The 12,391-nt window shown below is 64.6% G+C and carries 11 protein-coding genes; 8 read left to right on the top strand and 3 right to left on the bottom strand.

What is annotated here, in order from left to right:
- Nucleotides 1-11: 11 nt before the first annotated feature.
- Together glnD and map are read right to left on the bottom strand one after the other, a co-directional pair.
- Nucleotides 12-2,663, bottom strand: coding sequence for a [protein-PII] uridylyltransferase (gene glnD, locus EYV96_RS00460; RefSeq protein WP_131149574.1), 2,652 nt, complete (start codon nt 2,661-2,663; stop codon nt 12-14).
- Between the two features lie 245 nt (nt 2,664-2,908).
- A complete protein-coding gene (gene map, locus EYV96_RS00455; RefSeq protein WP_131149573.1) occupies nt 2,909-3,673 on the bottom strand; it encodes a type I methionyl aminopeptidase in 765 nt (254 codons plus the stop codon).
- A 355-nt stretch (nt 3,674-4,028) separates the two neighbouring features.
- Between map and rpsB the strand changes: the two genes are divergently transcribed.
- The gene (rpsB, locus tag EYV96_RS00450; protein ID WP_131149572.1) at nt 4,029-4,904 is read left to right on the top strand and encodes a 30S ribosomal protein S2; all 876 of its coding nucleotides are present in this window, start codon (nt 4,029-4,031) and stop codon (nt 4,902-4,904) included.
- Between the two features lie 56 nt (nt 4,905-4,960).
- Nucleotides 4,961-5,839, top strand: a complete 879-nt coding sequence (gene tsf, locus EYV96_RS00445; protein WP_131149571.1) for a translation elongation factor Ts — start codon at nt 4,961-4,963, stop codon at nt 5,837-5,839.
- A 61-nt stretch (nt 5,840-5,900) separates the two neighbouring features.
- Here tsf and EYV96_RS00440 read toward each other — a convergent pair whose 3' ends face one another.
- Nucleotides 5,901-6,485 carry a hypothetical protein gene (locus EYV96_RS00440; RefSeq protein ID WP_131149570.1) on the bottom strand — a complete coding sequence of 195 codons (585 nt, stop codon included), beginning with the start codon at nt 6,483-6,485 and terminating at the stop codon, nt 5,901-5,903.
- 118 nt (nt 6,486-6,603) lie between these two features.
- Between EYV96_RS00440 and pyrH the strand changes: the two genes are divergently transcribed.
- The 6 genes from pyrH to rseP all read left to right on the top strand — a co-directional run bounded on the left by pyrH (nt 6,604) and on the right by rseP (nt 12,198).
- Nucleotides 6,604-7,326 (top strand): UMP kinase, encoded by a 723-nt coding sequence (gene pyrH, locus EYV96_RS00435; protein WP_131149569.1) that lies wholly within the window; start codon nt 6,604-6,606, stop codon nt 7,324-7,326.
- A gap of 169 nt (nt 7,327-7,495) precedes the next feature.
- The gene (gene frr / locus EYV96_RS00430) at nt 7,496-8,053 is read left to right on the top strand and encodes a ribosome recycling factor (protein WP_131149568.1); all 558 of its coding nucleotides are present in this window, start codon (nt 7,496-7,498) and stop codon (nt 8,051-8,053) included.
- A gap of 19 nt (nt 8,054-8,072) precedes the next feature.
- Nucleotides 8,073-8,816, top strand: coding sequence for a polyprenyl diphosphate synthase (uppS, locus tag EYV96_RS00425; protein ID WP_131149567.1), 744 nt, complete (start codon nt 8,073-8,075; stop codon nt 8,814-8,816).
- A gap of 14 nt (nt 8,817-8,830) precedes the next feature.
- Nucleotides 8,831-9,649: a phosphatidate cytidylyltransferase gene (locus tag EYV96_RS00420; RefSeq protein ID WP_131149566.1), complete on the top strand. Its 819-nt coding sequence runs from the start codon at nt 8,831-8,833 to the stop codon at nt 9,647-9,649.
- Between the two features lie 5 nt (nt 9,650-9,654).
- Nucleotides 9,655-10,830 (top strand): 1-deoxy-D-xylulose-5-phosphate reductoisomerase, encoded by a 1,176-nt coding sequence (locus EYV96_RS00415; RefSeq protein ID WP_131151426.1) that lies wholly within the window; start codon nt 9,655-9,657, stop codon nt 10,828-10,830.
- 21 nt (nt 10,831-10,851) lie between these two features.
- Nucleotides 10,852-12,198 (top strand): RIP metalloprotease RseP, encoded by a 1,347-nt coding sequence (gene rseP / locus EYV96_RS00410; protein WP_131149565.1) that lies wholly within the window; start codon nt 10,852-10,854, stop codon nt 12,196-12,198.
- Nucleotides 12,199-12,391: the final 193 nt, after the last annotated feature.

Here is a 12,391-nt window from a genome sequence, read left to right as displayed (position 1 = left end):
ACACACCGGGATCAAGCCTGGGCGCGTTTTCCGCTACCGAGCCGATCCAGCAGGGCATGCAGCAGGCGATCCTGCTGGGCCAGCCCCAGGGGGGCATTGCGCCGATCGGAGATCAGGAAAAAGTCTTCGACGCGTTCCCCGAAGGTGGCGATGCGTGCGTCATGCACGCGCACCTCGGCCTCGACCATCGCCTGCGAGACGGCGGCCAGCAGCCCCGGCCGGTCACTGCAAACCAGCGAAAGCCTGGTGCGATCGGCGGACGTCGCGAAGGCGATCTTCGGCACGGCCTGGAAATGCTTCAGATGCCGCGACATGTTCCGTCGCGACGGCTGGTGCGTGTGTCCTGGCTGGGACAGCGCGCGATGCAGGCGCAGCTTGAGTTCTTCGGCACGCTCAGGCGTCGCGGGCTGCTGACTTTCGGTATCAAGCAACAGGAACGTGTCCAGGGCCATGCCGTTTCGCGTATTGAAGATGCGCGCTTCCATGACCGAGAAATGCAGGCGATCGAGCATGGCCGTCACGGCCGCAAACAGGCCATCGCGGTCGGGGGTGTAGACAAAAAGTTCCGTCGTGCCCCGCACCGACAACGGATGCACTTCGATCAATGGCGTGGCGCCCTGGGCGCGCAGGATAGCCGCGGTCTGCCACGCCATTTGTTCGGGATGATGCCGCAGGAAGCTCTGCTCCGGAAAATCGTTCCATACATGCGTGACGACGGGTTCGCTGAAGCCTTCCTCGCGCAGCCTGGCCATCGCTTCGTCGCGACATTCCTGGATGCGCACGCTGGCGTCGCGCGGCAACTCGTCATCGCTGGCGAGCGCATAGCGCGTCGCTGTATACAGATCGGCCAGCAGGCGATCCTTCCATCCGTTCCACAGTTTCGGACTGGTGCCGATGATGTCGGCGATGGTGAGCATGTACAGGTGATCGAGGCGCTCGCGATTGCCGACGCTTTCGGCAAATCGCTGAACGACATCCGGGTCGGTGATGTCCTGGCGCTGCGCCGTCACGCTCATCAACAAGTGCCAGCGCACGAGCCAGGCGACCAGGTCCACGTCACTACCTGGCAAGCCGAGGCGCGCGCAGAAGGCGCGTGCATCCTCTTCGCCCAGCACGGAGTGGTCGCCACCGCGCCCCTTGGCGATGTCGTGGAAAAGTGCCGCCAGCAACATCAGTTCGGGCTTTTCCAGCGTGGGCCAGATACCGCAGGCCATGGGAAATTCCTGCCGTGCCGCCGGATCGGCAAAACGCGCGACATTGCGCAGCACACGCAAGGTGTGTTCATCCACGGTGTACGCATGAAACAAGTCGTATTGCATGCGCCCAAAGACCTTGCCGAACGCTGGCAGCACGGAAGCAAGCAGGCCATGGCGGTTCATGCGCCATAACGCTTCCACGGCCGGCGCGCCCAGGCGAAGCAGCTGCAGAAACGCCTGCAGCACTTCGGGCGTGTCGCCCAAGGTGGTTCCGTAATGCGCCGTGGCCTGGTGGATGCGACGCATCGTGTCGGCGGTGAAGCCTACGATGCCCGGTTCGCCCAGGCGCAAGATAAACACGTCAACCAGCGCCGACGGACGACGCATGAAAAGATCGGGGTCGCGCACGGCAAGGCGGCTGCCATAGCGCAGGAAGTCTTCGCCGACGGGCCGGGGCTCGCTCGGCGGCTCAAGCATCTCCTCGAAGCGCTCTGCAATCTGCACACCCAGCCGCTCAACCTGGCTGGCAGCACGGTAATAGCCCTGCATGAACTGCTCGACACCCAGGTTCTTCTCGTGCTCATCCTCGAAACCGAGGCGGGCAGCCAGGGCACGCTGGTAGTCGAACAGCAAGCGCTCTTCCGCACGCCCGGCCTCCAGGTGCAGGGCGTAGCGATATCGCCGCAACGTGGCCTCAGCCTCCTCCAGCGTGGACCGCTCAGCCGGATCAAGCAGGCCCTCGTGCTCCATGTCGTCGAAATCGTCGGCGTGTGCCAGGCGGTGACCGAGCCAGCGCAACGAATCGAGCGTGCGCAGGCCGCCCGGTCCATCCTTCACATTGGGCTCGAGGTTGTAGGCGGTGTCGTTATAGCGCGCGTGTCGCGCATCGCGTTCGGCCAGGCGCGCGGCGAGATAAGGCGCAGGCGGCCATAACGCGGGATCGTCGACGATCGAGGCAAGGGCGTCTTCCATCGCCGCGTCGCCCGCCAGGCGGCGCGCGTCGAGCAGACTGGTGAACACGCTGGCATCCTGCGCAGCCAGCGCCCTGCACTGCTCGACGTCACGCACCGCGTGACCCACCTTCAGGCCGATATCCCAGAGCGTCGCGAAGAACTGCTCGAGCGCACGCATGCGCGCGGCATCGCTGTGCTGCACGAGGGCCAGCAGATCGACGTCCGAACGGGGAAAGAGCAGGCCACGCCCGAATCCGCCAATGGCAAAGAGGGCAGCGCCCGTGACATCGCCCAGGCACGCCGTCCACACATGGACAACGACCCGCCCTACCGAATCGCCACGTCGACGCGCCAGCGCGCTGGCATCGGCGCCGTCACGGAACGCCGTGGCAAGCGCCCGGTCCATATCGTCGAGCAGCTGGCGCAATGCCCTGCGCGCCTCCGTCGACACGCCCGAGCGCGGCACCGCATTGGGTAGCCGGGGCAAGGGAGGAAGGACGGTGGGTTGGGTCATGGGACCGGCGCGCGGAGAGGAGATTCAGTGTGCCATGGTGGAGTGGCGGGCGCGCTGGCAGGGTGAATTCGCCCGCTGCGCGGGCTGTAAACGGTTAACGGTTAACGGAGAACAGCACGCTACCTGCGAAGCGTCGCACCAGCCGAAGCGCCCGCTCTTACCTGTTTACCGTTCACAGCCCGCGCAGCGGGCGGCCTCACAGCCCGCACAGCGGGCGAATTCACAGCGAGCGCCAGCGAGCGGCCTTACGCGTCAGGCCATGGCGTGAGGATCTCGAAGCCGTCCTTCGTCACCGCAATCGTGTGCTCCCACTGGGCCGAAAGCGAATGATCCTTCGTGACCACGGTCCAGCCATCGGGCAGCTGGCGGGTCTGCGGCTTGCCGGCGTTGATCATGGGCTCGACCGTGAAGGTCATGCCCTCTTTCAGCTCCAGGCCGGCACCGGGCTTGCCGTAGTGCAGCACCTGCGGCTCGTCATGGTAGACCTTGCCGATGCCGTGACCGCAGTACTCGCGCACCACCGTGAAGCCCGCCGCTTCGGCGTGCTTCTGGATCGCATGCCCCACATCACCCAGGGTGGCACCCGGGCGCACCGACTGGATGCCCAGCATCATGGCTTCGTGGGTGGTATCGACCAGGCGCCTGGCCAGGACCGACGGCGTGCCCACGAAGTACATGCGACTGGTGTCGCCGTGCCAGCCATCCTTGATGACGGTGACGTCGAGATTGATGATGTCGCCGTCCTTGAGAACCTTGGCGGGACTGGGGATGCCGTGGCAAATCACGTGGTTGACCGACGTGCACAGCGTCTTGGGAAAGCCGTTGTAGCCCACGTTGGCGGGCGTGGCCTTCTGGACGTTGACGATATGCTCGTAGGCGAGGCGGTCGAGGTCTTCGGTAGTGACGCCGGGCTTCACATGCTCCTTGAGCATGGCCAGCACTTCGGCGGCCAGCTTGCCGGCCACGCGCATGCCTTCGATATCTGCGGGGGATTTCAGGGTAACGGCCATAGTTCCACTCAAATGGCGTCGCAGACGCCGAAGCTCAATGGATGAGCTCGCCGGCTGCTTGCCGCTCAGCCGGGTGCCCGGCTATAATTTCGGAGTTTTGCAGGCTGGACAGGGCTTTGGATCAAGCGCCCCACCACCACCGCAAAGCGAAAAACGATTGTAACCGCGCTGCGATACGATCGCCCAAGTCCTTGATTGGACACATTAATCGCCACACACGTGTCGGCACCGTCTTCGGGGTGCTGCTGGCGGTCCTTCCTCGAAACGAGGCCGGGCCACGAGCGGTCGAAGCCGGGGATACGTGGAGGTCCCAACCCCCGGGCCACAAAAAAAGGCCCACGCAAGGAGTTACACCATGGCTCAAGTCACCATGCGCCAGATGCTCGAAGCTGGCGTGCATTTCGGTCACCAGACCCGCTACTGGAACCCGAAGATGGCCCCGTACATCTTTGGCGCCCGCGGCAAGATCCACATCATCAATCTGGAAAAGACCCTTCCGCTTTTCACCGACGCGATGAACTTCCTGTCGGCTGTCGCCCAGAAGCGTGGCACCGTGCTGTTCGTCGGCACCAAGCGCTCGGCTCGCGAAGCCCTGGCAGAAGAAGCCACCCGCGCCGGCATGCCGTTCGTCACCGCCCGTTGGCTCGGTGGCATGCTCACCAACTTCCGCACCGTCAAGCAGTCCGTGGCTCGCCTGAAGGAACTGGAAGCCGCTGAAACCGACGGCAGCTTCGACCGCCTGGTCAAGCACGAAGTCCTGGCCCGCCGCCGCGAGCGCGAGAAGCTCGAGAACTCGCTGGGCGGCATCAAGGACATGAACCGTCTGCCCGACGCCCTGTTCATCGTTGACATCGGTCACGAAGACATCGCCGTCCAGGAAGCCAAGAAGCTTGGCATCCCGGTGATCGCCGTGGTCGATACCAACTACAACCCGGAACTGGTCGATTACGCCATCCCGGGCAACGACGACGCCATCCGCGCCATCCAGCTGTACGCCCGTGCCGCTGCCGACTCGATCCTTGAAGGCAAGGCTGCCGCTCCGGCTGCTGCCCAGGGCGATGCCAACGAATTCGTCGAACTCGACGAAGAAGGCAACCCGGTCGCCAAGGAAGAGCGCAAGGCCGCTCCGCCGCGCCGCGACAACCGCGGTCCGGCCAAGAAGGGTGCCGGCGCCCCGCGCCGTGACGGTGGCCGTGGCCGCCGTGGCAACGACGAATCGGACGGCGAGTAAGCCTTCCCTGCCCCGGTCTTCGGACCGGGGCGTTTCAAAGATTTCGAGGAACCCTGATGACTGCCATTACCGCAAAACTGGTTAGCGAACTGCGCGAGCGTTCGGGCGCCGGCATGATGGATTGCAAGAAGGCGCTCGTTGAGAACAACGGCGACATCGAAGCCGCCATCGAGTACCTGCGCAAGACCGGCCTGGCCAAGGCCGACAAGAAGGCCGACCGCGTTGCAGCCGAAGGCCGCATCGCCACCGCGCAGGCCGGCGGCAACGCCGTGCTGGTCGAAGTGAACAGCGAAACCGACTTCGTCGCCAAGGCGCCGAACTTCGTGCAGTTCACCAACGAGATTGCCGAAGCCGTGCTGAAGTCCGGCGCAGCCGACATCGACGCCGCCAAGGCGGCTGCCTTCCCGGGCGCCGACAACGTCGAAGCGGCCGCCAAGGCCCAGACCGCCACCATCGGCGAGAAGATCGACGTCCGTCGCGTTGCCCAGATGTCGAATGATGGCCCGCTGGCCACCTATTCGCACGGTGGCAAGATCGGCGTGATCGTGGCGCTCAAGGGCGGCTCGGAAGAGCTGGCCAAGGGCATCGCCATGCACGTTGCCGCGATGAACCCTCCGTACGTGAAGGCTGAAGATGTTCCGGCTGACTTCGTGCAGAAGGAAAAGGACATCGCCCTGGCCGCCATGTCGGACAAGGAAAAGAACAAGCCTGCCGATATCCTGGAAAAGATCATCTCCGGCAAGATCAACAAGATCGTCTCGGAAGTGACCCTGGTCGGCCAGCCGTACGTGCTCGACACCAACGTGACCGTTGGCGACGCCCTGAAGAAGGAAGGCGCCGACGTGGTCTCCGTGGTCCGTCTGGCCGTGGGCGAAGGCATCGAGAAGGTGCAGGAAGACTATCTGGCTGAAGTCGCCAAGGCGATGCAGGTCTGATCGATTCCGATCACTGAAATACCAGGGAAGCCGCGGGAAACCGCGGCTTCTTTTTTTTGCCTCAATAGCCCCGGCGACCGAGGTCGCGGCGATGCTCGAAGCCCGTAACGTAGAACCCGAACGCACTGCGATAACCCGTCAGTTCCATCTCGACCTTGCGGTTCGGGTGGGCGAGATAATAGGCCTCGGGAATACACAGGTGAAAATACGTGTAGTCCCGGTCGACATGACCATAAGCTCGATAGCGACAACCATTGACGTTGGTCTCAGTGACGAACTGGACGATCGTTGACGCTGGCCGGCCAAAGACACGCGTTGCGGCAGCAGTCATGCCGCTGGTCAGGACATACCAGTAAAGGCCTGTACCCATGAGGGCCGCCAGCGGCGCGTACACCATCAGCGCCACCCGATCGCCGCTGAACTGTTCGTTGCGACCACTCAGATTAACCCAGACGAGCCAGGTCGCGGTCGCCACGCCGAGCACCACGCTTGGGTAAAGACCCAGGCTGCGGACCCACGGCTCGGGCTGGAAATCCACCCACAACCCGTACGCCAACCAGGCCAGCATAAAGGCCGCGAAAGCTATCGCCGTGACGCGCCCGACTGTCGGCCGCTCCGATCCGAACACCGCTCCGCGCCAGCCCATACCCCCTCCATGAATGGACCACCCTCTTCCCTGCCGGGCAACGCCGCATTGAAGCTTAACTGGCGCGTCACGTAACGCTACAATGCGCACGTTTTGCCACACACAATCCGGAGACCCCATGAGCAACCCGCATAAGTACCGTCGTATCCTGCTCAAACTCTCCGGCGAAGCACTGATGGGCGAAGCCGACTACGGCATCGACCCCAAGGTCATCGGCCGACTGGCCGACGAAATCATCGAGATCCAGAAGGCCGGCATCGAGATCGGCCTCGTCATCGGCGGCGGCAACATCTTCCGCGGCGCCGGCCTTGCGGCCGCAGGCATGGATCGCGTCACCGGCGATCACATGGGCATGCTCGCCACCGTCATGAACGCACTGGCGATGCAGGATGCCATCGAGCGTCGCGGCGGTTACGCACGCGTCATGAGCGCCATCCAGATCCACGACGTCGCCGAAGACTTCATCCGCCGCCGCGCCATCCGCCACATTGAAAAGGGTCGCATCGCCCTGTTCGCTGCCGGCACCGGCAACCCCTTCTTCACTACTGACTCGGCTGCCGCATTGCGTGCCGTGGAGATCGGCGCGGACCTGCTCCTGAAAGCGACCAAGGTCGATGGTGTTTACACCGCCGATCCGGCACGCCACGCCGATGCCACGCGCTACGACAAGCTCACTTACGACCAGGTCATCGAACGCAAGCTCGCCGTGATGGACACCGCCGCCATCGCACTGTGCCGCGACCACCACATGCCGATGCGCATTTACGACATGACGGTGCCGGGCAATCTCATGCGCATCATGCAGGGCGAAGCCATCGGCACGCTGGTAGCCGACGAGTGATAGCCACGGGATGCCCGGCATCCGGGCATCCCCCCGAACCAACGCGCACGGCATCACGGCCATGACCGCGAATGGCCCGCAAACCGCCCTGCGTGGCCACGGGGCCCCGTTACCCGCCCCCAACCCCCTGTTATACTTCCCCGCTTGCACGATGGAGGGGTGAATACCCATGCTCAACGACATCAAGAACGATGCCCAGACCCGCATGGGCAAGAGCATCGATGCTCTCAAGCACGACCTGACCCGCCTGCGCACGGGTCGCGCCAGCACCGCGCTGGTGGACAACATCCGCGTACCGGCCTGGGGCCAGGACATGCCGCTGAACCAGGTGGCGACCGTTGGGATCGGCGACGCGCGCTCGATCATCATCACACCCTTCGACAAGAGCCTCGTGGCAGCCGTCGAGAAGGCGATCCTGGGTTCGGACATCGGCATCACGCCGACCACCGCCGGCACCGTGATTCGCCTGAACATGCCGCCGCTTACCGAAGAGCGTCGCAAGGAACTGGCCAAGCATGTGGCGCATGAAGGCGAGAACGCCAAGATCGCCATCCGCAACATTCGTCGCGATGCCATCCAGCAGGTCAAGGATCTGCTCAAGGACAAGCAGATCACCGAAGACGACGAGCGCAAGGCCGAAGACGACATCCAGAAGGTCACCGACCGCTTCGTCAAGGACGTCGACGCCGTGGTCAAGGCCAAGGAAGAGGAGCTGATGGCGCTCTGAGCGCCATCGCCAACCACGCATGACCGAGGCCAGCGCTGCGCGCGTACCGCGCCACATCGCCATCGTGATGGACGGCAACGGTCGTTGGGCCAAGGCCCGCCATCGTCCGCGCAGTTTCGGCCACAACGCCGGCCGCAAGGCCGTGCGTGAAGTCATTGAAGGTTGCATGCGCCAGGGCGTGGAAGCACTCACGCTTTTTGCCTTCTCCAGCGAAAACTGGAACCGTCCGGAAGACGAAGTCGGCGCGCTGATGGAGCTGTTCATCCGCGCACTCGACAAGGAAGTCGACGAACTGCATGGGCACGGTGTGCGCATCCGTTTCGTCGGCGACCTGGCGGGCTTCGAGCAGGGGTTGCGCCAACGCATGAACCAGGCGATGACGCATACGGCCGGCAATGACAAGCTGCTGTTGAATGTCGCCGTGAACTACGGTGGCCGCTGGGACATCGTGCAGGCCGCCCGCAAGGCCGCCGAGTCGGTCGCGCGCGGAGAATTCCGTGCCGATGAAATCGATGAGAAGGTCCTCGGGCACTGGATGTGCCTGGCTGACCTGCCGCCTCTGGATCTGTTCATCCGGACGGGCGGTGAACTTCGCATCAGTAACTTCCTGTTGTGGCAGGCCGCCTACGCAGAGCTGTATTTCACCGATACCCTGTGGCCTGACTTCGACCAATCCAGCCTGGCGCTGGCCATCGAAGACTTCGCCCGTCGCGAGCGCCGTTTCGGTCGCACGGGTGACCAGGTCGCTCTAGCGAAGGCTTAAGCCCAAGGAACCGCATGCTGCTCCAGCGCACCATCACCGCCCTGCTGCTCGCGCCCCTGGCGATCCTGATGATCCTGTGGCCGCCGACGGGCGTGTTCGCACTGATTGGCGCGGCGGCTTTCCTGGCCGCCATGTGGGAATGGACCCGCCTCGCCGGACTCAAGGACTACGCAGTTCGTGGTGGCCTGCTGGCCCTGACGGCGGCCATCTTTGCCGGACTCTGGGTCATGCGCGGCAATGCGCTGTGGCCGATCCTGCTCGGGGTGGGCGTCGCCTGGTGGGCGGTCGTCTGCCTGTGGCTCCGCCATTTCGCCTTTGGCGCCGCGCCGACGCGTGAAAACCAGATGCTCAAGCTCGGCGCCGGCGCGCTGGTCATCATCCCGGCCTGGGTCGCCGCGCTGACCATCCATGGCAGCCAGCCCTACGGCCACTGGTGGATGTTCCTCGCCCTGGCCATCGTCTGGTGTGCCGATATCGGCGCTTACTTCAGCGGCCGCGCCTTTGGCCGCCGCAAGCTGGCCCCCACGATCAGCCCCGGCAAGACCTGGGCAGGCGTCTACGGTGCCTTCGTCGCTGGCGCCCTCTGCGCTGGCATCGGCGGCTGGCTGCTGGACGTGCGCGGTGGCGCCCTGGCGGGTCTGCTCGTGCTTTCCGCGGTTACCGTCGTGGCATCGATCATCGGCGATCTGCTCGAGAGCCTGATGAAGCGCCACGCCGCCGTAAAGGATTCGGGCAACCTCTTCCCGGGTCACGGCGGCCTGCTGGACCGCCTCGACAGCGTGTTCGCCGCCCTGCCCGTGTTCGCCGCCGGCAAGCTCCTGCTGGGCCTATGAGCGCGATGCGCCAGGTCGCCGTCCTCGGCGCCACCGGCTCCATCGGTGGCAGCACGCTCGACGTCATCGCGCGTCATCCCGACCGCTTTCGCGCTGCCATATTGACGGCCCATCGGCAGGTGGACGCCCTGGTAGCGCTGTGCATCACGCACCAGCCGGCCCTGGCGGTGATCGGGGATGCGGCGATGGAGGGCGAGCTGGCCCGCAAGCTGGCCGCCGCGGGAGTCAAGTGCGCCGTTGCGGCGGGCCACGATGCGATTACCGCGGCAGCCGCCAGCTCGATTTGCGATACCGTCGTCGCGGCCATCGTCGGCGCAGCCGGCCTGGATTCGACGCTGGCCGCCGCACGCGCCGGCAAGCGACTGCTGCTGGCGAACAAGGAATCCATCGTCATGGCCGGCCCGCTTTTGCTGGCAGCCGTGACGGAAGGCGGCGGCGACCTCATTCCGGTCGATTCCGAGCACAACGCCATTTTCCAGTGCCTGCCGGGTGGTCGCCCTGAACTGGCCCGCAGTGGCGTCCGGCGCCTGGTGCTGACCGCGTCAGGCGGCCCTTTCCGTGGACGCACCCGCGCCGAACTGGCCGGCGTGACGCCGGACCAGGCCTGCAAGCACCCCAAATGGTCGATGGGACGGAAGATTTCAGTCGACTCCGCCACGCTGATGAACAAGGGGCTGGAGGTCATCGAGGCCCATCACCTTTTCGGTGCCGGTGCCGACATCATCGATGTGCTGGTGCACCCCCAGAGCCTGGTGCACTCACTGGTGGAATACGTCGACGGCTCCGTGCTGGCGCAGCTGGGCAATCCCGACATGCGGACAGCCATCGCCCATGCGCTGGCGTGGCCGGAGCGCGTCCAGGCCGGCGTGCCGCCCCTGGATCTGGCCCAGCACGCCACGCTGCAGTTCGAAGCGCCGGATCTGCAGACGTTTCGCTGCCTCGCCCTCGCCTTTCAGGCATTGCGCGCCGGTGGCGATGCCCCGGCCATCCTCAATGCCGCCAATGAAGTGGCCGTCGAGGCATTTCTGGCCGGCGCCCTGCCCTTTCTTTCCATCGCAGACGTGGTTGAGAGTGTTCTTGCGGAACTGCCGGCTGAACCTGTGGTCGATGTCCGGACCCTCAATGAACGTGACCGGACGGCTCGCGAGTCCGCCCGGCGCATCCTCCGCAACGCCTGCTGACAAGCCTGATAAGCTTTAGTGATGAATTCCCTATTCGGTTCCGTGTTCTGGTTGCTGGTCACGCTTGGCGTGCTGGTTACCTTTCACGAATTTGGCCACTACTGGGTGGCTCGCAAATGCGGCGTCAAGGTGCTGCGGTTTTCGGTCGGCTTCGGCAAGGCGCTCTGGAAGCGCGTGGGCCGGGACGGCACCGAGTACCAGATCGCCGCGATCCCGCTGGGCGGCTACGTCAAGATGCTCGACGCCCGCGAAGGCGACGTGCCTTCGGAAGATCGTGCGCGCGAGTTCACCGGCAAGCCGGTCTGGCAGCGCATCGCCATCGTGGTAGCGGGTCCGGCGTTCAATCTGATCTTCACCGTCGTCGCCTTCTGGCTCATGTTCACCGTGGGCATGCCCGACTTTGCGCCGGTGGTCACGGCCACGCCGCACAGCATGGCGGCCGAGGCTGGCGTGCGGGAGGGTGACCGTATCCTCAGCATCGATGGCCGCAAGACGGATACGTCGAGCGACTCGTTTGATGCGCTGGCCAACGGGCTGCTCGCCCGCGAAACCATCGTCATGCAAGTCCGTGGCAAGGACGGCGCCGAGCGCTCCATCACTCTGCCTTTTGCCCAGCTGCCTGCGGGCGAAGATATTGGCCAGTATTTCAAGACCTTGGGACTGAAGTCGGCGCCCCGTCCCGCCCTGGCCAGCGTGGTTCAACCCGGCAAGCCGGCGTCACTGGCGGGTGTGCAGGTCGGCGACCGTCTGGTCAGCGTGAACGGCCAGGCCGTGGAAGATTTCGAGGATTTTGCCCGCCTTGTGGCCGGCGAATCGGCCAAGTCACCCCAGCTGAACCTGGTGGTTGAGCGCGACCACCGGCAGCTCAGCCTGTCCATGACCGCCGTGCAATCCAGCGAGGCAGGCCAGCCCAGCCGCTGGATGGTGGGCATCGGTGCGCCGGAGCCGGAGCAGGTCACGCGCCATTTCGGTCCTGTGGCCGCCATGGGCGAGTCGCTGCGCTATACCTGGGAAAACACCACGTCGATCTTCAACATGATCGCCAAGATGGTCACCGGGCAGGCCTCCACCAAGAACCTGTCGGGCGTGATCGGCATCGCCCAGGTGGCCAATGATTCGGCCAGCATGGGGCCGGTGTACTTCCTGAAGTTTCTTGCGCTGGTCTCGCTGAGCCTGGCCGTGCTGAACCTGTTGCCCATCCCTGTCTTGGACGGTGGGCACCTGCTGTATTACCTTATCGAGTTGGTCAAGGGCAGCCCGTTGAGCGAACGCGCGATGATGGCCGGGCAATATGTCGGCATCGTCCTGTTGTTCACCTTGATGGGGCTCGCGTTCTACAACGACATCCATCGCAATCTGCCCTTGTGACGTCAGCGTGCTGCGCCAGCGTCGGGAATCAAGCGGTCTGCTTTGGTGCGGTGGCGGCGCGCGTTGTCGCCTATCGCAGTGCCATGTGCGTTGAGTTGTCTTGCGCTTCGTCCATGATGGACGAAGCAACCTTTTCGAAGCCGGGTCGTACCCGGCTTCACGTATTGATCGGGGCGGCTTCGGCCGTCTCGGC

It is taken from the genome of Dyella terrae (assembly GCF_004322705.1).
Lineage (GTDB): Bacteria > Pseudomonadota > Gammaproteobacteria > Xanthomonadales > Rhodanobacteraceae > Dyella_D > Dyella_D terrae.
This window is presented reverse-complemented; position numbering and strand designations above follow the sequence as displayed.